22 protein-coding genes are annotated in these 24,172 nt (G+C 69.4%); 11 read left to right on the forward strand and 11 right to left on the reverse strand.

What is annotated here, in order from left to right; all coding sequences use genetic code 11:
• Positions 1 to 72: 72 nt before the first annotated feature.
• A complete protein-coding gene (locus ACFVIV_RS36630; protein ID WP_379204519.1) occupies positions 73 to 330 on the reverse strand; it encodes a DUF397 domain-containing protein in 258 nt (85 codons plus the stop codon).
• Between the two features lie 479 nt (positions 331 to 809).
• On the opposite strand from ACFVIV_RS36630, the gene ACFVIV_RS36635 reads away from it, so the two are divergent.
• Positions 810 to 1,223: a hypothetical protein gene (locus tag ACFVIV_RS36635; protein ID WP_379204521.1), complete on the forward strand. Its 414-nt coding sequence runs from the start codon at positions 810 to 812 to the stop codon at positions 1,221 to 1,223.
• Between the two features lie 54 nt (positions 1,224 to 1,277).
• Here the strand turns inward: ACFVIV_RS36635 and ACFVIV_RS36640 are convergent, their stop codons facing one another.
• From ACFVIV_RS36640 to ACFVIV_RS36650, 3 genes are all read right to left on the reverse strand, one after another.
• Positions 1,278 to 3,884 carry a DNA translocase FtsK gene (locus ACFVIV_RS36640; protein ID WP_379204523.1) on the reverse strand — a complete coding sequence of 869 codons (2,607 nt, stop codon included), beginning with the start codon at positions 3,882 to 3,884 and terminating at the stop codon, positions 1,278 to 1,280.
• A gap of 278 nt (positions 3,885 to 4,162) precedes the next feature.
• Complete coding sequence (locus ACFVIV_RS36645) at positions 4,163 to 7,039, reverse strand: BTAD domain-containing putative transcriptional regulator (protein ID WP_379204525.1); 2,877 nt, start codon at positions 7,037 to 7,039, stop codon at positions 4,163 to 4,165.
• Positions 7,040 to 7,208: 169 nt separating this feature from the next.
• Positions 7,209 to 7,826 (reverse strand): TIGR03085 family metal-binding protein, encoded by a 618-nt coding sequence (locus ACFVIV_RS36650; RefSeq protein ID WP_379204526.1) that lies wholly within the window; start codon positions 7,824 to 7,826, stop codon positions 7,209 to 7,211.
• Positions 7,827 to 8,015: 189 nt separating this feature from the next.
• On the opposite strand from ACFVIV_RS36650, the gene ACFVIV_RS36655 reads away from it, so the two are divergent.
• Positions 8,016 to 8,402 (forward strand): DUF4189 domain-containing protein, encoded by a 387-nt coding sequence (locus ACFVIV_RS36655; RefSeq protein WP_379204528.1) that lies wholly within the window; start codon positions 8,016 to 8,018, stop codon positions 8,400 to 8,402.
• A 35-nt stretch (positions 8,403 to 8,437) separates the two neighbouring features.
• Positions 8,438 to 8,995 carry a hypothetical protein gene (locus ACFVIV_RS36660; protein WP_379204530.1) on the forward strand — a complete coding sequence of 186 codons (558 nt, stop codon included), beginning with the start codon at positions 8,438 to 8,440 and terminating at the stop codon, positions 8,993 to 8,995.
• A gap of 194 nt (positions 8,996 to 9,189) precedes the next feature.
• Here the strand turns inward: ACFVIV_RS36660 and ACFVIV_RS36665 are convergent, their stop codons facing one another.
• Both ACFVIV_RS36665 and dapA read right to left on the reverse strand, forming a co-directional pair.
• Positions 9,190 to 11,310, reverse strand: a complete 2,121-nt coding sequence (locus ACFVIV_RS36665) for a ribonuclease J (RefSeq protein WP_379204532.1) — start codon at positions 11,308 to 11,310, stop codon at positions 9,190 to 9,192.
• Complete coding sequence (dapA, locus tag ACFVIV_RS36670; protein ID WP_379204533.1) at positions 11,307 to 12,215, reverse strand: 4-hydroxy-tetrahydrodipicolinate synthase; 909 nt, start codon at positions 12,213 to 12,215, stop codon at positions 11,307 to 11,309. The genes ACFVIV_RS36665 and dapA overlap by 4 nt, the downstream gene beginning before the upstream one ends.
• Before the next feature lie 147 nt (positions 12,216 to 12,362).
• On the opposite strand from dapA, the gene ACFVIV_RS36675 reads away from it, so the two are divergent.
• Positions 12,363 to 12,812, forward strand: coding sequence for a hypothetical protein (locus tag ACFVIV_RS36675; protein ID WP_379204535.1), 450 nt, complete (start codon positions 12,363 to 12,365; stop codon positions 12,810 to 12,812).
• A gap of 140 nt (positions 12,813 to 12,952) precedes the next feature.
• Here ACFVIV_RS36675 and ACFVIV_RS36680 read toward each other — a convergent pair whose 3' ends face one another.
• The 4 genes from ACFVIV_RS36680 to ACFVIV_RS36695 form a co-directional block, all read right to left on the reverse strand.
• Positions 12,953 to 13,996, reverse strand: a complete 1,044-nt coding sequence (locus ACFVIV_RS36680; protein WP_379204537.1) for a hypothetical protein — start codon at positions 13,994 to 13,996, stop codon at positions 12,953 to 12,955.
• On the reverse strand, positions 13,983 to 15,275 hold the full coding sequence (locus ACFVIV_RS36685) for a sensor histidine kinase (protein ID WP_379204539.1): 1,293 nt from the start codon (positions 15,273 to 15,275) through the stop codon (positions 13,983 to 13,985). Before ACFVIV_RS36685 ends, ACFVIV_RS36680 begins: the two co-directional genes overlap by 14 nt.
• Positions 15,272 to 15,952 (reverse strand): LuxR C-terminal-related transcriptional regulator, encoded by a 681-nt coding sequence (locus tag ACFVIV_RS36690; protein WP_379204541.1) that lies wholly within the window; start codon positions 15,950 to 15,952, stop codon positions 15,272 to 15,274. The genes ACFVIV_RS36685 and ACFVIV_RS36690 overlap by 4 nt, the downstream gene beginning before the upstream one ends.
• Before the next feature lie 91 nt (positions 15,953 to 16,043).
• The gene (locus ACFVIV_RS36695) at positions 16,044 to 16,496 is read right to left on the reverse strand and encodes a flavodoxin family protein (RefSeq protein ID WP_379204542.1); all 453 of its coding nucleotides are present in this window, start codon (positions 16,494 to 16,496) and stop codon (positions 16,044 to 16,046) included.
• Positions 16,497 to 16,597: 101 nt separating this feature from the next.
• Between ACFVIV_RS36695 and ACFVIV_RS36700 the strand changes: the two genes are divergently transcribed.
• A complete protein-coding gene (locus ACFVIV_RS36700) occupies positions 16,598 to 17,116 on the forward strand; it encodes a hypothetical protein (RefSeq protein WP_379204544.1) in 519 nt (172 codons plus the stop codon).
• A gap of 94 nt (positions 17,117 to 17,210) precedes the next feature.
• On the opposite strand, the gene ACFVIV_RS36705 is transcribed toward ACFVIV_RS36700, so the two are convergent.
• A complete protein-coding gene (locus tag ACFVIV_RS36705; RefSeq protein ID WP_379204546.1) occupies positions 17,211 to 18,638 on the reverse strand; it encodes a DHA2 family efflux MFS transporter permease subunit in 1,428 nt (475 codons plus the stop codon).
• A gap of 86 nt (positions 18,639 to 18,724) precedes the next feature.
• Here ACFVIV_RS36705 and ACFVIV_RS36710 point away from each other — a divergent pair, with 86 nt between their 5' ends.
• The 6 genes from ACFVIV_RS36710 (at position 18,725) to puuE (ending at position 24,028) form a co-directional block, all read left to right on the forward strand.
• A complete protein-coding gene (locus ACFVIV_RS36710) occupies positions 18,725 to 19,159 on the forward strand; it encodes a MarR family winged helix-turn-helix transcriptional regulator (protein WP_379204548.1) in 435 nt (144 codons plus the stop codon).
• Positions 19,160 to 19,246: 87 nt separating this feature from the next.
• Positions 19,247 to 19,981 carry a GntR family transcriptional regulator gene (locus tag ACFVIV_RS36715; protein WP_379204549.1) on the forward strand — a complete coding sequence of 245 codons (735 nt, stop codon included), beginning with the start codon at positions 19,247 to 19,249 and terminating at the stop codon, positions 19,979 to 19,981.
• A 147-nt stretch (positions 19,982 to 20,128) separates the two neighbouring features.
• Positions 20,129 to 20,875: an aspartate/glutamate racemase family protein gene (locus ACFVIV_RS36720; protein ID WP_379204551.1), complete on the forward strand. Its 747-nt coding sequence runs from the start codon at positions 20,129 to 20,131 to the stop codon at positions 20,873 to 20,875.
• Entirely contained in the window at positions 20,872 to 22,086 is a 1,215-nt protein-coding gene (locus ACFVIV_RS36725; protein ID WP_379204553.1) for a DUF6986 family protein, read from the forward strand. Before ACFVIV_RS36720 ends, ACFVIV_RS36725 begins: the two co-directional genes overlap by 4 nt.
• Positions 22,083 to 23,111, forward strand: coding sequence for an allantoicase (gene alc / locus ACFVIV_RS36730; RefSeq protein WP_379204555.1), 1,029 nt, complete (start codon positions 22,083 to 22,085; stop codon positions 23,109 to 23,111). Before ACFVIV_RS36725 ends, alc begins: the two co-directional genes overlap by 4 nt.
• Positions 23,108 to 24,028, forward strand: a complete 921-nt coding sequence (gene puuE / locus ACFVIV_RS36735; RefSeq protein WP_379204557.1) for an allantoinase PuuE — start codon at positions 23,108 to 23,110, stop codon at positions 24,026 to 24,028. The genes alc and puuE overlap by 4 nt, the downstream gene beginning before the upstream one ends.
• The last annotated feature ends 144 nt before the right edge of the window (positions 24,029 to 24,172 follow it).

A 24,172-nucleotide genomic window follows, 5' to 3' on the forward strand; every position in this document is an offset into this window, starting at 1 on the left:
CGGCGCGGGGGGGGGGGGGTGGGGGGGGGGTGGGTGGCTCCACCCCTCCCCCCCCCCCCCACCACCTGCCCGTCAGCCGCCGAAATCGAATTCGCCGGCCCGCACACCCGATGTGAATGCTCGCCACTCGGATTTCGTGAACCACAAGGTCGGGCTGTGCCGATCCTTGGAATCACGCACTGCGATCCGGCCTTCGTGGTAGGCAACCTCCACGCAATCGCCGCCGCCATAGCTGAAGCTGCTCTTGGCGAACCTCGGACCGCGACGCTCCCCGCGAACCATATTGCAGTTCATGGCATTCATTCCTTCCCCCGGAGGGCCACTCCCCATGGCCCTTCTCCTATATCGCTTACGATGAACACAGTGCTATCCGAACCACCAGCCGCGCAACTGAATTCGGCCGGTCCTGCGCGCCGGTTCATCGAAATGCTCATGAACGCAATCTTACGGCGACCCACCGACAAACCAGGGCCGCGCACGAACCGCGGGCACGCGACCCACCTGCTACGGATGAGCCACAATGTGGCTATTACCCAGCGCCGGCCTCGAACCCCGGCCGAGTGCCGGTGGTCCAGCCAGGTTTCGGCGGTAGCCGAATGGTGCTGACGGGCAGGGGGATACGCGCCGAGAATGCGAGCAGACTCGTCGAAAGGTGCATCATGGTCGGCTCGCCGAATGAACCCGGACCCGGGCGGTACCCCGCGAATCGGATACCACACCCCGGGGAACCGGTCCCACCCGCCGGGTATTACCCGCGCCCGCCCGGGTACGGCGCACCGCCGCCAACCACGATGCCGAAACCTGTCCGTGTGGCACAGATCGCGGCGCTGGTCCTGGCGGGACTGGGTGTCGTCTTCATCGCGGCGCTCATCGCCATGGGGTACTCGTACTCCGCCGGCAGGCTCACGTTCTCGTACTTTCCGGTTTTCGCGGCGGCCATCGCCGCGCTGTTCTTCGGCCGGGCAGGATCGGCCACCAGGGTGACGGTCATCGTGCTGGGCGCGTTGATGATCCTGTTCTTTCTCTCGTCGCTGAGCCTGGCGGGCCAGGCCGAATCGGGCGGGACAGTGGTCACGGGAGAGCCGCTCGAAGACGATCCATCCCGCACCCTCGTCGTCTACGGGGCGGGGTTCGGACACCTTTTCGTCGGCATACTGCTGATCACCACTATGTCCCAACGCATTTCCGGCGAATGGTTCCGCCGTCCCCGCAGAGCCGGATAGTGGGCGTCATGTCGGCCCATACCACTGCGGCCATGGGCTGGGCGGCGGTGCGGGTCAGAAGTCGGGTGTTTCCTCCGACGGCTCCGGGTCGCCGCCGCCGCGGATGGTGTACAGGAGGCCGTCCAGCTCATCGGGTTTGATGAGGACGTCGCGGGCCTTGGAGCCTTCGCTGGGGCCGACGACGCCGCGGGTCTCCATGAGGTCCATGAGGCGGCCGGCCTTGGCGAAGCCGACGCGGAGTTTGCGCTGGAGCATCGAGGTGGAGCCGAATTGGGAGGTGACGACCAGTTCGATGGCCTGCAGCAACAGGTCCAGGTCGTCGCCGATATCCGGGTCGACGTCCTTCTTCTCGCCCGGTTTGGCGGCGGTGACGCCCTCTTGGTAGTCGGGTTCCTTTTGCTCCTTGGTGAATTCGACGACGGCGTGGATTTCCTCGTCGGAGATGAAGGCGCCCTGCAGGCGGGTGGGCTTGTTGGCGCCCATGGGCAGGAACAGGCCGTCGCCCATGCCGATGAGCTTCTCGGCGCCCGGCTGGTCGAGGATGACCCGGGAGTCGGTCAGCGACGAGGTGGCGAAGGCCAGGCGGGACGGGACGTTCGTCTTGATCAAGCCGGTCACGACGTCCACCGAGGGGCGCTGGGTGGCCAGAACCAGGTGAATGCCTGCGGCGCGGGCCTTCTGGGTAATGCGGACGATGGCGTCCTCGACATCCCGGGGGGCCGTCATCATGAGGTCGGCGAGCTCGTCGACGATGGCGAGGATGTACGGGTAAGGGCGGTACACCCTTTCGCTGCCGAGCGGCGTGGTGATCTGGCCGGACTTGACCTTGCGGTTGAAGTCGTCGATGTGGCGGACCTTGTTGGCCTGCATGTCCTGGTAGCGCTGCTCCATCTCCTCCACCAGCCAGGCCAGGGCGGCCGCGGCCTTCTTGGGCTGGGTGATGATGGGGGTGATGAGGTGCGGAATGCCCTCGTAGGGCGTGAGTTCCACCATCTTGGGGTCGATGAGGATCATGCGGACCTCATCGGGGGTGGCACGCTGCAGCAGCGAAACCAGCATGGAATTCACGAAACTCGACTTACCGGAGCCGGTGGAACCGGCGACCAGCAGGTGCGGCATCTTGGCCAGATTGGCGGAGACGAACTCGCCCTCGATGTTCTTGCCCAGGCCGATCAGCAGCGGATGGTGATCGTTGCGGGTGGAGGGAGCCTTCAGAACATCTGCCAGGCGCACCAATTCGCGATCGGCATTGGGCACCTCGATGCCGACCGCCGACTTGCCCGGAATGGGCGCGAGCAGGCGCACGTTCTCCGTCGCCACCGCATAGGCGATATTGCGGGCCAGGGCGGTGATCTTCTCGACCTTCACGCCGGGGCCCAGCTCGACCTCGTAGCGGGTGACCGTCGGGCCGCGCACGAAACCGGTGACCGCCGCATCGATCTTGAACTGCACCAGCACCTCGGTGATGGCCTCGATCATGGATTCATTGGCGGCGCTGCGCTTCTTGGGCGGATCGCCATCGGTGAGCAGGTTCAGCGGCGGCAGCTGATAATCGCCGTCCACCTCGCGGTCGGCCACGAACTCCAGTTGCTGCGGCTCCGGCGGCGGCGGGGTCTGGTCGACGACCTTGGGAGCGGGCTTGCGCGGCTTGGGCTTCGGCGGCTCCTTGGCGATCTCCTTGGCATCCTGCAACGGCGGCTCACCGATGATCTCGGTGGCCGCGTCCGAACCCGGGAACTCATCGGCCGGATAGTTGTCCGACGGGCTGCGACCGCGCTTGCGGCGCACCTCGGGGCGGTGCAGCGGGAAGCCGTCGGCGTCGTAGTTGGCGGGATCGTAGAGGCCGTCGGAGTAGCTCTCGTATTCGTCGCCGCCGCTGGCCGTGCCGAAGATCTCCCGCATGCGCTCCGGGACCTCGCGCACCTTGGTGCCGGTGAGCAGCAGAATGCCGAACACGATGGCCAGCAACAGCAATGGCACGGCCAGCCAGGCGCTCAACCCGTCCCGCAGCGGACCGCCCATGACATAGCCGACGAAGCCCGCGGCATGCGCGCGGCCGTGCGAATCGGTGGGCGCGCCCGCCGCCAGATGCCACAGGCCCAGAATCGGCAACCCGGCCAGCAGGCCGCCCAGCACCAGGCGCGGCCGGATCTCCGGATCCGGCTCGGTGCGCATGAGGATCACCGCCACGGCCACCGCCACGAAAGGCAGCCCGGCCGAAGCGGATCCGGAGATCGCGCGAATCGCGGTATCCACCCAGTGGCCGATCGGCCCGCCCGCCGACAGCCACACCGCCGCCGCGATCACGAACGCGAAAGCCACCAGCGCCAGCGCGATCCCGTCGCGCCGATGCCCGTGCTCGATATCCCCCGCCCGGCTGATCGCCCGCGTGCTCGCCCCCAGCCCGCGCGCCAGCATGTTCCAGCCGCTGCTCACCGTCCGGGTCACCACCGCCAAGGGCGCGGTATTGGACTTGCGCCGCGGCGCCGGACGCCGTCGCGCGGGCGCCTTGCGCGCCGCCCCGGCCGGACGGCCCGCACCGTTCGCGCGTCCTCCCGCAGCCGTGCGTGGAGTGCGCGATCCGGACCGTGCAGAGGCCTGCCCCCGCGCCGATCCCGCTCGCGACCGTGATGCTGCGGTACCGCGGGACTTACCTGCCATGCACCTCAGGCTAGCCGCAACTGCCCCATGCGGACCATCCGCAACACCCGACCCACGCATTCCAGACATGTGGTGATGACAACGCCGGCCCCTGGTCGGCAGGGGAAATCGGGGGCCGAGCCCCCGAACCCCCTAGAGAGGAAGAACTTGGGGGCAAGCCCCCAAACCCCCCAAGAGATGACGGCGGCTGGTCTCGGAATCCGAGCCGATTCCCGGCAGAACGCTGGCAGCACAGCGGCGCATCCGCTGCGCGTTTGCCCTAGCGAGTTGGGCCGGGCTCAGTGGGCCGCTGCTAATGGAAGGTTCCGGTCGGGGGTCGGGGTGGGGGTGAGCAGGGCGGACCAGCGGGTGAGGGTGGTGTGGAAGTCGGGGATTTGGGTGGTGGCGGCTCGGTAGCATTCGGCGGCGTCGACATTGCGGCCGAGGCGGCGGAGGGCGGTGTAGCGGACCAGGAGGTTGTGGGTGCCTACCAGGCCGAGGTGGCCGGCGCGGGTTTGTTCGGCGCGTTCGGCGTGGTGGGCGGCTTCGCGGAGGCGGCCGGCGGCCAGGTGGTTCTGGGCGGCGCGGGCGTGGACGGCGGATTCGAAGCGGGTGCTGCCGGCGCGGCGGGCGGCGTGCAGGGCGGCGTCGAAGAGGCGGGCGCCGAGGTCGTCCTCGCCCTCGCTGGACAGCACGCAGGCGGCTTCGGTGAGGGCCCACATGGCATTGAGGCGGGTGCCGGCGTGGCTGTCGCCGACGACGGCGCGGGCGGCCGCGGCCAGGGCGTCGCGATTGCGGCCGGCGGCCGAATGGGCCTGGGCGAGGAAGGAATAGGCGATGCGCACGCCCTCGGGGCTGACACCGCTCCGGAAGAGACGCAGGGCGGTGGCGAAATGGGTCGCGCCGCGGTGTGGGTCCTGGTCGTAGAGGGCGAGGATGCCGGCGAAGACATTGGTGGTGCCGGCGACCCAGGGCTCGTGCTCCGGATCGGCCTCGGCCAGCAGCCGCTGCAGGTGCGCGGCGGCGCGTTCGGGGGCGCTGAATTCCACGACCAGGGCGAAGACCAGCGCCAGCCGGGCGCGGCGGGCCGCGACCGCATTGCCGTCGCCCTCGATGGCGCGGATCAGCTCCTCGAGGGCCTTCTCGAGATCGACGGTCGCGTCACCGGCCAGCATGGTCTGCCCCACCGCCAGGGCGAGATCGGCGGCCAGCGCGCGATGCCGCGCGGTGCCCGCGACGGCCATCCGGTACAGCGCGACCAGATTGCGCCGCTCGACGGTCAGGAAGTCGAGGGTGGCGTCCAGATCGGCCAGCCGCGTGCCCGGATTCGCTGTCGGCGCCAGCCGCAGCCGCAGGCCCGGATGACGCACGCGCAGCACGGTTTTCACGGTGGCCAGGTAGTAGTCCAGCAGCCGCGCGGTGACATCGACCTCGGCGGCCTGCCGGCCGATCGCGAACAGGCGCATGAGGTCGTGATAGTGATAGCGCCCGCGGCCGATGGTCTCGAGCATGCCGCGATCGACGAGTTCCTCGCACAGGTCCTCGGCCAGCGGCTCGATGGTGTCCAGCACCGCCGCGGTGGCCGCGAGCGGCAGATCCGGCAGATCCGCCACGGCCAGCAGCCGGAAGGCGCGGGCGGTGTCCTCCGGGAGTTGTTCGTATCCGGCCCGGAACGCCGCGGTCAGCGCGAGGTCGCCGACGCGGAAGCGGTCGAGGTCATGACGTTCGGCGGCCAGCCGGTCGGCCTCGGAGACCAGGGTCCACCGCGGCCGCGCCGCGACCCGGGCCGCCACGATCCGGACCGCCATGGGCAGCAGCCCGCACAGTTCCACAATGCGCTGCGCGGCATCGATATCGCCCATCACCCGCCTCGCCCCGGCGATCCGCGCGAACAGTTCGACGGCCTCCGCGGATTCGAGCACAGTCAGCGCGGTCGCGTGCACGCCGGGCAGCGCGGTGAGCGGACGCCGCGCGGTCACCAGCACCGCGCAGCCCGAATCCCCGGGCAGCAGCGCCGCCAGCTGCGCCGCGTCGGCGGCATTGTCGAGCAGCAGCATCATGCGCCGGCCGCTGATCGCCGTACGGAACAGCGCGCCGCGTTCGGCGACGCCGACCGGCACATCGCGCTGCGGTACGCCCAGGGCGCGCAGGAACGCGCCGAGCACGTGTTCGGGATCGGCGGGCTCGCTGCCCGCGCCGCACAGGTCCACATAGAGCTGCCCGTCCGGGTAGCGATCCCGGATCCGGTGCGCCACATGCACCGCGAGGGCCGTCTTCCCCACCCCGCCCATGCCCGAGATGGCCACGATGGGCGGCGCCGCGGGCCCGCCGAGCACGGTGCACAATTCGCGCACCAGGGCGTGGCGGCCGGTGAAATCGGCGGTGTCCGGCGGCAATTGGGCCGGGCGCGGGGCGGCGGCCGGCGCGGGCGCGGCGGCGGGCAGTTCGTCGGCGAGGATCTGCCGGTGCAGTTCCAGCAACACCGGCCCGGGCTCGATGCCCTGCTCGGTGACCAGCAGCCGGCGGATGCGCTGGAATTCGTCGAGGGCCTCGGTGCGGCGCCCGGCGCGATACAGCGCGGTCATCATGAGCGCGCGCAACCGCTCGCTGTGCGGGTCGCCGGTGATGAGCGCCGCCAGATCGGCGATGGCGCGGGAGTATTCGCCACGCTGCACCGCGATCTCGATGAGATCCTCTTCCAGCACCCGGTGCAGCCGCCGCAGCCGGGCGCGCTCGGCGGCCGCCCAGGGGCCGGGCACCCCGCTCAGCGGATCCCCGCGCCACAGCCGCAACGCGGAACGCACCAGGGTGTCGGCCTGTTCGAGGTTCCCGGCGGCGCGCGCCCGATCGGCGTCGGAGCGGACGGCGTCGATGCGATCGATATCGAGGTCGACCGGGCCTTCCAGGCGGTACCCGCGCGACTCCGAGAACAGTTGCACCGCACTCGCGGCCAGGGTCTTGCGCAGCGCCCAGGCGTAGTTGCGCAGCGCGCCGACCGCCGAGGTGGGCCGGTCCGCGCCCCAGATGCCGTCGATCAATTCCTCGACCGAGACCGCCCGCCCGCGGGCGCAGACCAGCATGACCAGGGCCGCCTGCTGTTTGGGTGGCATGGGCGCGGTGGGCACGCCCGCCGACCCGAACTCGACCGGTCCCAGAACCGCCAGTTGCCAAGACATTGCCTACCACCTCATCACAGCACGGGCCTCCGCCATTGTCCGGCGGCTACCGCTCATCCCGCGAAAGCAACCGTTCGGCTCACGAAAGCTACCGTTCGCCGCATGATCGTTTCATGATCGGACTGGTTATTACCAGCCGAACTGGGCAGATCGTCTCAGATTCTGGAAGTCATACGCTGCGGTCGAGTGCGTGCACGGCGCGCACATCATCGGGATCCCCGGTGGTCTCGAGGCGGACCGCATTGCGGCCGAAGGCGTGCAGCAGCAGCTCGGACGGCGGTCCGGCGAGCACGACGGTGCGATCACCCTTGGTGTGGGCGATCACGCGACGGCCGTCCGGCGTCGCGAGCGCGACAGTAACGGGCGATTTGCGATACGCCATGCGCGCCAAGCCGCCCAGGACCTTCCAGAGCCGGTCCTCATCGGCGGCGGCCAGCTGCCGCGGCTCCCAGCCCGGTGATCCGCGCCGGACGTCCTCGTGATGGACGAACATCTCGGTGAGGTTCATGAGCCCGTCCACCGGCCGCAGGTACCACGGCGGCCCGCCGCGGACCTCGTCGAGCAACTGCTCGAACGGCCGCCGCGCCACCGCGCGCTGCACGTTCTCGAGATGACGCGCAAAGGGTTTGAGCATGATGCCCGGCGCGGCATCGGGACGGCGTTCGCGGACGATCAGGTGCGCGGCCAGATCCCGGGTCGTCCATTCCCCGCACAGGGTGGGCGCGTCCGGTCCCACCTCGGCCATCGTCCGCACCAGGGCCTGGCGTTCCCGTTGGGCCAAAGTCATACCCGAACCCTAACCGGACATTCCTACGCCGTACACGGGCGCGGACGTTAAGGAAACCGCCCGGTCGTCCATAAGCACCCGATTCGATCATGGAGCGGTCCTGCCGGTTGGCGTCAACCAATCCGGGTCGGTAGCTTGATCACTCGGTCCATCGGGTCGTGGACCCAATAATTTGAGAAGGGCAATACCTTGAAGAAGATCGTCTCCGGCGCCGCCGCGATGGTCGCGGTCGCCGGCTCCCTGCTGGTGGGCACCGCGGCTCCGGCCAATGCTTATGTCGACAATTGGGGCGCGGTCGCGCTGTCCCCCTCCACGGGCCATGTCGGCTACTCCTGGGACGCCCCCAGCCGTGAGAACGCGAAGAACGCCGCGTTGAGCGAATGCCCGTTCTCCGACTGCAAGATCGTGGCCAGCTTCGCCAATGGCTGCGGTGTGATCGCATTCTCCAACCGCGCCGGGCTCTACACCTACGGTGCGGCGTACTCGAAGTCGGCCGCGCGTGCGGAGGCGCTGAACCGGAACCGGTCCGACGCCTACATCTACCACTGGAACTGCACCACCGGTTACGACCTCTGATTCCGAGTACGCATCATTCATAGGGGAGAAATTCGTTGAAGCACACCATCTTCCGCGCGACCGCCGCCCTGGCGATCGCCGCCTCGGCATTCGGCCCGACCGCCTGCAGCTCCAGTGAGAGCACGACCACCACCGCCGCCACCACCTCGGCCGTCACCACCGATGCCCCGAAGTTCGAGGGCGGGGTGGAGGACGGCGGCGAGATCACCGGCGCGCCGTCCACCTCCTCGGTGGCGAACCTGCCCAAGCCCACGGTGCAGGAACTGAACGACAAGATCACCAAGGCCTTCGATCCGTCCATCGACGCCAAGACCAAGGTCGACTGGATCGAGAACGCCGGCCAGGATCCGCAACTGGTGGCCAAGCTGGTCGACGCCGCCAAGAAGAACGACGTGACCGTCGAGATCATCGGCGTCGGCGAGCCGGTCGACGGCAAGCTCAAGGCCGACGCCAAGATCACCATCGGCGGCACCCCGGTCGAGAACGGCTCGGTCTCCTTCGTCGCCGACGGCAACGAGTGGAAGGTCGACCACGCCTTCGCCTGCAATATCGTCAAGACCGCCAAGCTGGATTCGGCGGCCTGCCAGGAGTAGTCGCCACGCACGAGAGCCCCGGCCCCGGCAGCTGACGCTGCCGGGGCCGGTTCGCGTATGGGGTGGAACGAACGGCAGCCGAGCGGACCGAGCCCGAACGGCAGCAATCGCCGGATCGGCCTTTATAGGCGAGAGCGCCCGGCAGCTCCTGCTACCGGGCGCTCTCGTTTTGTCGCTCTTGGTGTTCCGGGTCGTCAGACGCCGATGACGGTGGGCACGATCATCGGGCGGCGGCGATAGACCTCCGCGACCCAGCGACCGACCACGCGGCGCACGCCCTGGGCGATGCGGTGGGTGTCGGTGACGCCCTCGCCGGCCAGGCGGCGGAGTTCGGCCTCCACCAGTTCCTGGGCGTCGACCAGGGCTTCGGGATCGTCGGAGAAGCCGCGGCCGCTGACTTCCGGTGCGCTGACGGCCTTGCCGGTGGTCGAGTCGACGGCGACGGTAATGGAGATGAAGCCGCCTTCACCGAGGACCAGGCGATCGGACAGGGTGGATTCGCCGACATCGCCGACCGAGAGGCCGTCGACGTAGACCTGGCCGACGCGCATGCGGCCGGTGATGGTGGCGATGCCGTCGACGAGATCGACCACGACGCCGTTCTCCGCCAGCACGACCCGCTCCTCCGGGACTCCGGTGGCGACGGCCAGCGCGCCATTGGCGCGCAGGTGCCGCCATTCGCCGTGCACCGGCATGGCATTGGTGGGGCGCACCGCGTTGTAGAGGTACAGCAGCTCACCGGCCGAAGCATGGCCGGAGACATGGACTTTCGCGTTCTGCTGGGTCACCACGGTGGCGCCCAGCCGGGCCAGGCCGTTCACCACGGCGAACACCGCGTTCTCATTGCCGGGGATCAGCGAGGAAGCCAGCACCACGAGATCGTCGGCGCGAATATTGATCTGGCGGTGATCGCCGCGCGCCATGCGCGACAGCGCCGAGAGCGGTTCGCCCTGCGAGCCGGTGGAGATGAGCACCAGCTTGTGCACCGGCAGGTTCGCGGCCTGATCCAGATCGACCACCAGGCCGTCCGGCACATCGAGATAGCCGAGGTCCTGCGCGATCTGCATATTGCGGACCATGGACCGGCCGACGAAGCAGATGCGGCGGTCGTAGCGCTGCGCCACCTCCACGACCTGCTGGATGCGGTGCACGTGGGAGGCGAAGGAGGCCACGATGACCCGGCCCTTGGCCTTGCCGATCACATTGTCGAGCACCGGGCCGATCTCGCGCTCGGGCGTGACGAAGCCGGGGACCTCGGCATTGGTGGAGTCCACCAGGAACAGGTCGACGCCCTCGTCGCCGAGGCGGGAGAAACCGGCCAGGTCGGTGAGGCGGCCGTCCAGCGGCAGCTGGTCGAGCTTGATATCGCCGGTGTGCAGCGCCAGCCCGGCCGGGGTGCGCACCGCGACGGCGATGGCATCGGGAATCGAGTGGTTGACCGCGAAGTACTCGCAGTCGAACGGGCCGTGCTGGGTGCGCTGGCCCTCGACCACCTCGATGAGCTTGGGCTGCAAGCGATGTTCGCGGCACTTGGCGGCGACCAGGGCGAGGGTGAACTTCGCGCCGACGACCGGGATGTCGCGCCGGAGGCGCAGCAGGAACGGCACGGCGCCGATGTGGTCCTCGTGGCCGTGGGTGAGGATGACGGCGGCGATATCGTCCATCCGGTCCTCGATGGGACCGAAGTCGGGCAGGATCAGGTCCACGCCCGGCTGCTGGTCCTCGGGGAACAGCACGCCGCAGTCGATGATGAGCAGCTTGCCGTCGTACTCGAAAACGGTCATGTTGCGGCCGATTTCGCCGATGCCGCCGAGCGCGAACACGCGCAGGCCGCCCTTGGGGGCCTTGGGCGGGGTGCCCATGGCATGCGGATCGCGGCGCGACTCGGTCTCGACCTGATCGGCGCGATCGGAGCGGCCGGACTGGCGCGAGCGGCCACCCGGGCGGCGGCCGCGATCGGACTGGCGGGAACGGCCGGGGCCGGAATCCTCCTGACGGCCCTTGGCCGGAGCGGATTCGGTCTGCGCCTTCTCCGGCTGCGCGGCCTTCGCGGGGGCGGCCTTCTCGGCCTGCGCCGATCTGGACCGATCCGAGGTCCCATTGCGGCCGCGGCCGGACCGGCCGCCCTGCGCGGCAGTCGCCTCCGGCGCGGCGGCTGCCTGCCGCACGGCGGCGTTATCCGGCTGCACGGCGGCGGAGTCCTGCTTCGCGGCCGGTTCCGGCTGCGCGGCAACCGGTTCCGGGCGGGCCGGGGCGGGTGCACCCGCGGCGCGGCTGGCGGTTCGGCGCGGCCGGCGTTCCACGGGGCCGCTCATGCAAGCACCCCGGCTGCCCGCAGGTCCACGGCGAGCTCGTCGAGTTGTTCTTGACTCGGCATGAGTTGCGGCAAGCGTGGCTCGCCCACCTCCACGCCGAGCAGGCGCAGCGCGCCCTTGGTCATGGCGACGCCGCCGAGGCGGGCCATGGCGCGGTTGAGCGGAATCATGCTGACATTGATCTCGCGGGCGCGGGCCACATCACCGGCGAGGTAGGCCTCGCGCAGCGCGCGCAGCCGGTCGGGCACCAGATGCCCGATGACGCTGATGAATCCGGTGGCGCCCAGCGACAGCCACGGCAGGTTCAGCACATCGTCGCCGGAGTAGAAGGCCAGCCCGGTCTCGGCAATGAGCTCGGCGCCGGCATTGAGATCGCCCTTGGCGTCCTTGACCGCGACGATGTTCGGATGCTCGGCGAGCCGGCGAATGGTGTCCGAGGCAATGGGCACCACCGAGCGCGGCGGAATGTCGTACAGGGTCACCGGCAGATCGGTGGCGTCCGCGACGGCGGTGAAGTGCGCGAACAGCCCGTCCTGGCTGGGCCGCGAGTAGTACGGGGTGACGACGAGCAGACCGTGCGCCCCGGCCCGCTGCGCATTGCGCGCGAGCTCGATGCTGTGGGCGGTGTCGTAGGTGCCGGCGCCCGCGATGACGGTGGCGCGATCGCCCACGGCATCGACGACGGCGTGCAGCAGATCGAACTTCTCCGACTCGGTGGTGGTCGGCGACTCTCCCGTGGTTCCCGAAATGGCGAGCAGGTCGACGCCGCCGTCGACCAGGCGGGCGGCCAGTCCGACGCCGGCATCGACATCGAGCTTGCCTTCGGCCGTAAAGGGAGTCACCATCGCGACACCTACTGTGCCGGACGCGTGCAGCTCAATTCGCGTCGATTCACCGTTCGTCATAGACCGTAAGGCTACCCGGTCACCTGAACGGCTTTTGCATCCTTATACCCGAACCCGTGCTGGCCCGACGGCGATTTGCCTCACTCGCCCCACTGTGACGCCAAAACTTTCCTTGAATGACGTCACCGGTGACATCACACTGGTGTCATGGATCTCAATAAGTACACCGATCAGCTCCGCGAAAACCTCATCGCGGCCGCCGCCCTGGGCGATGAGAAGACCCAGGCCACCGCCGCCGCACTCGCCGCCGCCACCGAGAACTCGGCGCGCCTGGTGCTGCTGGCCGCGCTGTCCGAACTCGCCACCGAGGTCAGCGCCGCGGTCGGCGACCGCACCGTGCACGTCTCCGTGGACGGCACCGACGCGCACGTGGACGTCCGCAAGACCGCCGCCGACCAGGACAACCCCAGCTTCGAGGAGATGACCGGCGATATCAGCCGGGTCACCCTGCGCCTGGTCGAGCAGATCAAGTCGCGCGCCGAGGAGGCCGCCGCGCAGAGCGGCATGTCCCTCAACTCCTGGCTGTCGACCACCGTGCAGTCCGCGCTCCGCGATCAAATGAAACGGGGCGGCCCCGGCCGCTGCGACACCCCCTGAGCGTGTGAACAGAAGCCCCGCCCGTCATCCCGGCGTGCTCTTGGCCGGGATCCACTGCGTCGTGCGAGATTCCGGCCGAAAGCACGCCGGAATGACGAGGCGAACTTTCGCCCGGGCGCTTCGCCCCCAACCCAGGCGGGTCAGTCCATTACGGTGACTTTGCCGTCGGTGTCGATCTCGGTGCGGCGGTCGTGGTCGGGGGCATTGGCGAGGACGGTCGCCAGGACGCGGCGGCCCAGCGGGAGGACCCGGACGGTGACGGAGCCGGTATTGGTGGCGTCGAGTTCGCGGGTGGCGGCGTCGATGACGCGTTTGCGGACCCATTCGGGGACCCCGGCGAAACCGCCGTCGTCGAGCAGGACCACTTCGACGCCGCGGGAGCGGGCGCCGCGGGCGGCATCGCTGAGTTCCTCGGTGACCAGCTGCGGCGCCCGAAGGCCGTCGCGGAGTTCGGCTTCCAGCAGACGGCATTCCTCGCGTTCGGCGGCGGAGAGTTCGGCGCCGTCGGCAATGCGCTCGAGAATGTCGCGGGCCACGCGATCGAGCCGGGCCAATTGACGGGTGCGTTCGCTGTCGGCGGCGGCCATGGTGGCCTCGGCGGCGGCGCGGAGCATGGCCTCCTCGCGCAGCAGGCTCAGGGAACGCTGCATGGGACGCATGACCGCGGCGAACACGGAGATGGCGGCCACGGTGCCGATCGGCACCAGCGAACCGATCATGGCGCGCGAATGGATCTGCGAGTCCAGGCTGGCCAGCACCAGCACGGCGGCCACGGCCAGCACCCCGGCCCAGGCCGTGCGGACGCGACCGCGCAGCACCAGCACCGCGAAGACATAGGACGACGCGAAGGCGGACCACACCGAGTGGTGGGCGTGCTCGGGTGAGGAGGTCACCAGCACCAGGGCCGTCGCGATCGGGCCCGCCGAGGCCGCGAACAACGCCACCGGCAGCGGTAGCGGATCCACGGGCATGGCCACGACCACGGCGGCGGCGCTGAGCATGAGCGCCATGCCGAGGAAGGCCGCCCACTGCGGGGCCGCACCGAAATAGGGGACCATGTACAGCGCGATGGTCGCCTCGAGAATGAGCAGGAACAGCCACGCGGAACGACCGCGCAGCCCCAGCAGATCGCGCAGGCCGAAGCGGGAATCCAGGTCCGCCGGGCGGGTTTCAGCGAAGACCATCGCCACCCCAGACCAATGTCACGGTGGTGCCCTCGCCGGGCTGGGATTCCACGAACCCGGAAGCGCCGGGCAGTTGGCGCATGCGGCCGAGGATGCTCATCGAAATGCCCAGGCGGTCGGCCGAGACGGCGGCGAGGTCGAAACCCGCTCCGTCATCGGTGAATACGATGCGGATGCTGCCGGCGCTGACCGTGGCGGTGACGGTGCGATGCACCTCACGGCCGGGAACGGCGCCGTGGCGCAGGCTGTTTCGCACCGCCTCGGTGAGCGCGGCGGCAATGGTGGACGCCGCGTGCACCGGCATGCGCAGATCGTCGTAGCCGGGCCAGGTGCGGGTCGCGAAGCGAATGCCCGGATTGACCTCGTGCACGGCGGTGCGCAGGAACAGCACCGCCGAGCGCGCGTCCAGCAGATCGGGATCGCGTTCGCTGCCACGGCATTCGTCGAGTTGTTCGAGGGTGCGTTCGGCCTGGCGGCGCAGCACATCCGATTCGGTGCCCGCGCGCGAGGCCTCCAGCAGCGTGGACAGCACCGCGTCGTGAATGAGCGCGGCGAAGCGGGCGCGTTCGCGATCGCGGCCCTGTGCGGCGGCGGCCGCGGCGGCGCGGCGGCTGGCAATGGCCGATTCGCGATCGACGCGGGCGGCGGCGCCGGTGGCGGCGGTGCCGCACCAGACGAACAGGGCCGCCAAACCGGCTGCGCGCGCGAAATTCTCGGCAATGCTGAGCGGGGTGACCTCGGTGATCGTGTACACCGGCGCCAGCGCGGCCGAACCCGCCGCGATCAGCAGATAGGTGACGGTCACCCGGGTCGGGAACGCCAGCACGGCCGCCGTCACCGCCAGCGCGGTCACCCGGTACGGCCACACCGTGGTCGCATCGATGGTGTGCAGTTGCAGGGCGAGCGGAATGGTGACCAGCGCCCCGAGGAAACTGACCGCCGCACATCCGGACACGAACCGGATGTGCCGCGTCCCCGCGACCGCCGACACCACCGCCAGCACCGGGTACCAGCCGAAGGCCAGCACCACCGCCACCGGCGTCCACCAGGACGGGCCGTGGTGGCCCTGCTCGGCGATCTCGGGCAGCTCCACGAACGCGACGATGATCCCGGCAATGCCGACGCTGATGCCCAGCCGCCGCATGATGCGGTCGTAGGCGGCGGTGGCCGGATCGTCCGCGGCCACGGTCAGCCCGCCGCCCAGCCGCTGTACGAGCGCGGCGAAAGCGGACAGGGAGCGTTGCGCGGTGGCGGATTCCAGCGTGCCCGAGGCGGTCATGCGCGCGGATGCCGCTCGGGCACGGGCAGCCACCCGTCCTCGACGGCCCGCTTGTACAGATCGGTCTTGGTGGGAGCCGGGCGCCCGGCATCGGCGTACTTCTGCCGGATGCGGCCCAGATAGTCATTGACCGTCTGTTCCGACAGTCCGGTCATGCGCGCCACCCGGCTGGCCTTCTCGCCGGAGGCGTAGAGCTGCAATACCTGCTGCTGGCGCGGGCTCAGCCCGACATCCATCAGCTGCGGGTCGCCGTCGATGGCGGCCGCCCAGTCGGTGGTCACCACCTGTTCGCCCTGCGCGGCGCGGCGCACCGCGGCCACCACGGTCGGCACGTCCTCCGATTTGCGCACCACCCCGAGCACGCCGGCCTTGGCGGCCTCGCGCACCAGGAAGGGATTGTCCGCGCCGGTGAACACCAGCACCTCGATCCCCCGCGCCCGCAGCGCCCGCACATTGTCCTCCGGCGAGGACCCGTCCGCGAGCCGCAGATCCAGTACCACCAGATCCAATCGCGGTCCGGCGGCCAGCAATTCCGCCACCGTCCCCGCCGTGATCACCAATTCCAGATCGGGTTCCGGAGCCAACATGGCCGACAGCCCGATCGCCACCGACTCATGATCCTCGACCAGCCCGATGCGGCGAATCCCCGAATCCTGCGCCTCCACGGCGGCCGTCACCTCTTCCCACACTCCACGAAAACTTCCGTACGAGTATGACGGTAGGCAGGGGCAATACGTCAGCCACCAGAATTCGGGGGAAAAAGAGCGATCACCCCATGAGCTGTGCGGCCACGGTCGCGCCGAGTTCCCAGCAGGCTTCGACATCCGTCTTGGCGGGTGGACCGGACACGATCACGGCCGCCGCGGCCTTCTCCCACCCGAGCCCGGTGGTAATGGCTGCGATGCCCTTCTCCGCGCCTTCGGTCCCCTGATTGCCGTGGATGTAATAGCCGAACGGCCGGCCGCGGGTGGAATCCAGGCACGGGTAATAGATGGTGTCGAACGCGTGCTTGAGCGCACCGCTCATGTAGCCGAGATTGGCCGGAGTCCCCAGCACATATCCGTCCGCCGCCAGCACCTCGGTGGCGGTCACGGCCAGCGCCGCCCGCCGCACCACCTCGACCCCTTCGATCTCCGGATCGGTGGCCCCCGAAACAACCGCCTCGAACATCTCCTGCATGTGCGGCGACGGCGTGTGATGAATGATCAGCAGTTTCGGCACGATCCGAGCCTAGCTGGGATACAAGGAGATTCCGGGACTTGTAGGGTTGCGGGCGAACCGGAGTCGGTCCGGGCGGCGCGCAGGTGAAGGGATGGCCGGAGATGTCGGACGCATCGTCGGAGGTGCTCCTCGACGACTTCGAGAACAAGGACAACTGGGAGGTGGCGGGGGCCGGGGCCGACCGGACGCACCTCACCACCTTCGCGGAGGGGGCGCCGGGCAAGGAGCAGGCGACGTTCGCCAGCGGGGAGACCGGGCGGGACTATCGGGCGCTGGTGCTGCTGGTCCGGCAGGCGGCCGATGATCTCGAGGTGGAACTGGTCGCCAAGCCGGGCGAAACCTTCTCGATCGCCGGGCAATTGGAAACCATCAAGCTGTGGGTGCGTTCGCCGCACGCCTCGATCCGGGTGTACGCGCGGCTCGGCAATACCGCGGACGAGCACGAGTTGCTCATCGGCAAGGTGACCGTCGGCGGCGACTGGCAGCAAGTGGAACACGCGGTGAGCGGCGCCCTCGAGGACGCGCGGCTGCTCGGGCTGAAGATCCGTCTGGTGGATGTGGTCAAGACCCAGGGCGAGGTCATGATCCTGCTCGACGATCTGACCGTGCGCACCACGTAAACGGCACAACCACTCAGCGGCACAACCTTTTAGCGGCACGACGATGCCGACCCGCCGGGCAGAGCCCGGCGGGTCGGCATGAGGTCAATCCCCCTTACCGTCCCCGCTGGTGGCGGCGCAATACCGTGGACGCGGCCGCCGCGCACAGCGACATGAGGGCCAGGGCGGCGAAGGACCAGTGGTAGCTGTCGAGCAGATCCGCGCCGGATGTCGTTGCCCGCGAAAGGATCACCGCGATGATCGCGACGCCGACCGCGCCGCCGACCCGCATGAGGATATTGACGAACGCCGCCGCGTCGGGCAGCTGATCCGGCCGCACCGCGGCATAGGCGGCCGCGGTGAGCGGCAGTGAGGCCAGCGCGGTCGCCACCCCGGCGGCGAACAGCAGCGCCTGCACCACAACGGTATTCGCGTCGACCGGCAGGAAGGCGAACGGGGCGACGGTCGCGCAGGCCGCCAGATTTCCGCCGACCGCGATCACGCCGCCGCCGAAGCGGTCCGCGAGCCGCCCGCCCAGCGGCAGGGTGACCACGCCGCCCAGACCGTAGGACAGCAGCGAGACGCCGGTGCGGATCAGGCCGTCACCGTGCAGCACCTGAAAGTACAAGGGCAGCAGCACCATGACGCCGAACATCGCGGCGCCCGCGAACCAGCCCGCGGCATTGGCGGCGGCGAAGACCCGATTGCCGAACATCCGGACATCCAGCAGCGGGCGGGCGCGCCCGGCGCTGCGGACGACGAAGGCGATCAGCCCGCCCAGGCCGAGCACGATCGGCAGCCACACCGAGAGCAGCACCGAGGAACTGCCGACGCCGATCTCGGACAGCCCGTAGACCACGGCCGACACTCCCCCGCCCGCCAGCACCAGCCCGAGCACGTCGATGCTCCCGTTCGGCGCGCCGGCGGTCAGGGGCAGATAGCGCAGTCCCAGCGCGAATCCGAGCAGGCCGAACGGAATATTGATCAGGAACAGCCATTCCCAGCTCCAGTTGGCGAGCATGATGCCGCCGATGGTCGGCCCGATGGCGGGCGCGCCGACGACGGCAATGCCCACCATGCCCATGACCCGTCCCATCCGGTGCGGCCCGGCCGCCTGGCCGAGGATGGTCTGCCCGGCCGGAATCATGACCCCGGCGGCCAGGCCCTGCAACACCCGCAGCGCGATCAGCCAGCCCGCGGTCGGCGCCAGCGCGCACAGCGTCGAGGCCACCGTGAACGCGGCCAGCGCCGCCAGCCACAGCCGCCCGACCCCGAAGCGCCGGCCGAGCCAGCCGCAGACGGTCAGCGAGACACCGAGCGCGAGCAGGTAGGCGCTGGCCACCCATTGCATGGTCGCCAGCGAGGCGTTCAGGTCCTCGCCCATGGTGTGCAGCCCGATATTGACCAGCGAGGTGTCGAGCATGCCCATGACCGCGCCGAAGACGACGACGGCGGCGGTGCGCCAGACATGCGCGGGGATCTTGTCGGCGAGGCCGGGGTCGACCGCCCCGGAAAGTCGTGTGTCCGTGCGCGATTGCGTCATCGGACCATCCCTTCAGTTGTACGTGAGCTTCTCAACTGTGGAGGCTAACAATGATTGAGGAACTCAACAATAGGTAGAATCAGCAAGTGACCGACGAGCGCGAGTACCACCCCCGCGGCCTGCTGCGGTATCCGACGTACGTGCTGGGCAAGCTGCACAAGGCGATGCACGCCCGGCTGGGGACGCAGCTGCGCGAGCACTGGATGCTGACCTACCTCGCCGAACGCAGTGAGATCTCGCAGCAGGAGATGGCCGATGCGATGGCCATCGATCGCAGCGAGGTGGTGCGGTTGATCGACGGCTTGGAGAAGGCGGGGCTGGTCACCCGCACCCGGGATCCGGAGGACCGGCGCAAGTACCGGCTGGCCATGACCAAGGCCGGGAACCGGCTGCGGGAGGAGACCGACGCGCGCATCGCCGACGCCACCGACATCCTGCTCCAGCGCCTCACGGCGACGGAACGCGAAACGCTGCACCGGCTTTCGCTCAAAGCCCTCGGCTTCGACCTCGACGACCTCTGACCGTTCGGCTTTGCGCAGTTCACGGCCGCGGGCGCGTTCGCCGGAGACGCCGTCGGGCCCGCCCGCGCCAGCCGCTACCGTTGGCTGGTGCCGTCCCGACCGCGACTACCCCGCCTGCCCCAGCTCACCCCGCCCGCCGACGCCAAGCGCGGCTACTCGCAGCAGGAGATCCTGACCGAGTTGCGCCGGCTCATCCTGGAGGGCAATCTGCCGCCGGGCACCGGGCTGCCGCTGGGTGAACTGGCCCGGCAGTTCGGGGTCAGCGCCATTCCGGTGCGCGAGTCGCTGCAGACGCTGATCGGCGAGGGACTGCTCGCGCACCGGCCCAATTTCGGATATCAGGTCACCTTGCTGACCGCCGCCGAGCTGCGGGAACTGTATGTGGTGCGGGAGCGGCTGGAATCGGCGGCGCTGGCGGCGGCGGTGCATCACGCCACGGCGGAGGATCACGAGCTGGCCCGGGAGATTCATGCCCGGCTGGAGCGGGCCATCCTGACCGAGAACGCGGTCGCCTACCACCGCGAGACCCGCAACTTCCATCTCGCGCTGGTGCGCCCGTCGGGCATGCCGCGCGTGGTGCACATGCTCGAATACGCCTGGAACATCACCGAACCGGTGCAGCCCATGGTGCACGTCAGCACCGCCGATCGGGTGGTGCTGCACGCGGATCATTCCAAGCAGCTCGCCGCCTTCCTGGCTCGCGATGCCGAGGCCCTGCTCGCCGCCACGGACCGGCACCATTCGCGATTGAACGGAGTACTGTCGCGACTGCCCACCGATACCGGACTTTTTGCGGATTCGGCTGGTCAGAAAGATATATAGTTTCAGCAATAACCGGGCAACACCCGCACGATAGCGTGGCGATGACCATGCTCCCGCTCCTGGGACCCGACGAGATCGGATGTGCGACATGCCTTTCACCGCGCTCGCCGGACTCCCCGCCCCCGTTTCCGAGAATCGGTGAGGTTCATGCGAATTCGAGTCATCAATCCCAACACCACGGCGGCCATGACCGAACTCGCCGCACAGGCCGCCCGCGCGGTCGCCGCGCCGGGGACCGTCATCGAGGGCATCACCCCCGCCATGGGGCCCGCCTCCATCGAGAGCCATTACGACGAGGCGCTGGCGGTACCCGGGCTGCTCGCCGAGATCGCGCGCGGTGAGGCCGAGGGGGCCGACGGGTATGTGATCGCCTGCTTCGGGGATCCGGGCCTGGACGCGGCGCGGGAGCTGGCGCGCGGACCGGTGATCGGCATGGCGGAGGCGGCCTATCAGGCGGCCAGCCATCTGGGGCGCGGGTTCAGCGTGGTCACCTCGCTGTCGCGGACCGAGGGGCGGGCCGTGGATCTGGCCGAACGCTATGGCATGCAGCGGTTCTGCCTGGGCGTGCACTCGGCCGAGATCCCGGTCCTGGAGCTGGAGGACCCCACCGCGCGCACCGTCATCGCCGACGCCTGCCGCGACGCCGTGCACGCCGACGACTCCGATGCCATCGTGCTGGGCTGCGCGGGCATGGCGGATCTGTGCGACTACCTCAGCCGCGAGGTCGGGGTGCCGGTCGTCGACGGGGTCGCGGCGGCCACGCTGACGGTGCAGTCGCTGGTCACCATGGGATTGCGCAAGTCCGGGCGCGGGGAGTTCGCGCGGCCGCTGCCCAAGTCCTACACCGGCCCGCTGGCCGGATTCACCATCGAGAATGCGGAGGTTCATTCGTGACGCTGCCACCAGAGGTGCTGGCAGGAATCGGGACCAAGCTCGCTGCGGTCGACGCGGAGCTGGCCCGTAACTATCCGGGGGAGCGCCCGGGGCAGCCGATTCACACCGCGTATGTGAGCGGGGCGGACGCCGCGGCGGACATGCCGGGCGTCTGGGGTGCGGCGGCTATCGAGCTCGCCGAGGGGCATCGCGAGCTGCTGACCGAACTGGCCGGGGCCGAGGTGGTCGAGCTGGTGCTCGACACGCTGGCGCGGCGGCCGGTGCAGGACATGCGCTTCGACTTCGAGGACGGCTACGGCACCCGCGGCGACGAGGTCGAGGACCGGGATGCGCTGCGCGCCGGTGCGGCCTTGAAAGCGCTTCCCGCCGAGGTCTTCTCGCGTGGCGTCCGGCTCAAGGGGCTCACCACCGCCGAGTGGGCGCGGGCGGTGCGCACCCTGGAACTGGTGCTCGAGGGCGCGGGCGGGGTGCCCGAGGGTTTCGTGTTCACGCTGCCGAAGATCCGCCACCTCGATCAGGTGGATATCGCCGTCGCGCTGTGCGAGGCCATCGAAGCCGCACACGGATTGCCTTCCGGCGCATTGCGTTTCGAATTGCAGATCGAGAGCCCGCAGGCCGTGATCGCCGCCGACGGCACCGCCACGGTCGCCCGCGCCATCCACCGCGCCGCCGGCCGCTGCACCGGATTGCACTACGGCACTTACGACTACAGCGCCGCCTGCGGTATCGCACCGCAGTTCCAGTCCCTGGAGCATCCAGTCGCCGATCACGCCAAGGCCGTCATGCAGGCCGCCGCCGCCCAGACCGGGGTGTGGGTGTGCGACGGCTCCACCCAGGTGCTGCCCATCGGGTCGCCGGAGGAGGTCCGCGCCGCGGTCGTCCGGCACAACCGCTTGGTCACGCGTTCCCTGGAACGCGGCTACTACCAGGGCTGGGATATGGGCGCGGGCCATCTGGTCACCCGCTGGCTGGCTAATTTCACCTTCTACCGCACCGCGCTGGGGGTGGCCGCGCCCCGCATCGGCCGCTACCTGGACCGCCAGGGCGGGGCCGTGGTGGACGAGCCCGCCACCGCCCAGGCCCTGGCCACCGTCGTTCTGCGCGGCCTGGATTGCGGCGCTTTCGGTCCCGATGCCGTGACCGCGCTCGCCCCGGCCGCCTCCGTCGAGGTATTGCATCAATTGCGAGAAAGGAAGATTCCGGCACTATGACCGACGCCGATTTCACGCTGCTACCCGACCTGGCCGTCCGCACCCTCGGTGGCGCGGTGGTCTGGGCCAATGACGAATCCTTCGCCGAGAAGGAGAATCTCATCCGCCCGGAGGAGTCCACCTACTCCCCGGCCACCTTCGGCCACAAGGGCCAGGTGTACGACGGCTGGGAAACCCGCCGCCGCCGTGGTGAACTGGGCGACGCACCCGCCGCCGACGACTGCGATACCGCCATCGTGCGGCTGGGCGTGCCCGGCGTGATCCGCGGCGTCGTCGTGGACACCGCCTGGTTCAAGGGCAACTATCCGCCGGAGGTCTCGGTGGAAGCGATTGCGGTGCAGGGCTATCCGTCCCCGCAGGAGCTGGCCGAGCTGGAGGGCTGGACCACCATCGTCGAGCGCGCCAAGGTCTCCGGCGACTCCCGCAACTCGTTCCCGGTGGATTCCGGCAAGCGCTGGACCCATGTGCGCCTGCGCATGTTCCCCGACGGCGGCATCGCCCGCCTGCGCGTGCACGGCATTGCCAAACCCGAACTGCGGTGGCTGAACTCGGGATCGTTCGACCTGGCCGCCATCGAGAACGGCGGGCTGGTCGCGGACTGCTCCAACCGCTTCTTCTCGCATCCGCAGAACGTGCTCATGCCCGGCCGCGCCCGCGTCATGGGCGACGGCTGGGAGACCGCGCGCCGCCGCGACCGCGACAACGACTGGGTCACCGTGCGCCTCGCCGAAGAAGGCGTGCTGACCATGGCCGAGATCGACACCTCCTACTTCCTGTTCAACAGCCCCGGCGCGGCCGCGCTCACCGGCATCCGCGCCGACGGCACCGAGGTGGAACTGCTGGCGCGCACCGCGATTCAGCCCGATACCCGCCACCGCTTCGCCCTCGCCTCCGCCGAGCCGGTCGTCGAGGTGCGCCTGGACGCCTTCCCCGACGGCGGCCTGGCGCGGCTGCGCCTGTTCGGCGCTCTCACCGACGCCGCTGTGGCCCGTCTCGAGGCCGAGCAGAAAGACCAACTGGCATGAGCGATTTCGATCTGAACTACCCGCGGGACATGGTCGGCTACGGCCCGAATCCGCCGCATCCGCAGTGGCCCGGCGACGCCAATATCGCCGTGCAGTTCGTCCTCAACTACGAGGAGGGCGGCGAGAACAATGTGCTCGACGGCGACGCGGGCTCGGAGACCTTCCTGTCGGATATCGTTCCGGCGGCGGCCTTCCCGGAACGGCACATGAGCATGGAATCCCTCTACGAGTACGGCTCCCGCGCCGGCTTGTGGCGGGTGCTGCGGCTGTTCGAACAGCGCGATATCCCGCTCACCATCTTCGCCGTCGCCCGCGCCCTGGAACGCAATCCGGAAGCGGTCGCCGCCTTCCAGCGCCTCGGCCACGAAATCGCCTGCCACGGCCTGCGCTGGATCTCCTACCAGTCCGTGGACCCGGCCACCGAACGCGCCCACATGGACGAGGCGGTCGCCATCATCACCAAGTTGTTCGGCGAACCGCCGCGCGGCTGGTACACCGGCCGGGATTCGCCGCAGACCCGCGAACTGGTCGTCGAGCACGGCGGCTTCGCCTACGACTCGGACTCCTACGCCGACGATCTGCCGTACTGGGTCAAGGTAGGCGAGCGCGATCAGCTGGTGGTGCCGTACACCTTGGAAACCAATGACATGCGGTTCTCCTCCCCGGCCGGCTTCGCCAATGGCGACGAGTTCTTCGCACACCTGCGCGACGCCTTCGACGTGCTCTACGCCGAGGGCGCGGCGGGCGCTCCGAAGATGCTCTCCATCGGCCTGCACTGCCGCCTGATCGGCCGCCCCAGCCGAGCCAAATCCCTGGAGCGCTTCCTCGACTACGTCCAGTCCCACGACAAGGTCTGGCTGGCCCGCCGCATCGATATCGCCGACCACTGGCGCACGGTGCACCCGCCCCGGGCATAGGCTCGACAACGACAGCGGCCCGGAATCAAGAGATTCCCGGCCGCAGTCGTAGACACTTGAACTACCAGGTCCGGGTTAACCCATACCAGTCATTCAACCGTGTCAATCAACACAGTCATTACGGCGCGCTTTTGGCGGGAAAAC

Origin of the sequence: Nocardia sp. NPDC127526 (assembly GCF_042672265.1) — a bacterium.
GTDB lineage: Bacteria > Actinomycetota > Actinomycetes > Mycobacteriales > Mycobacteriaceae > Nocardia.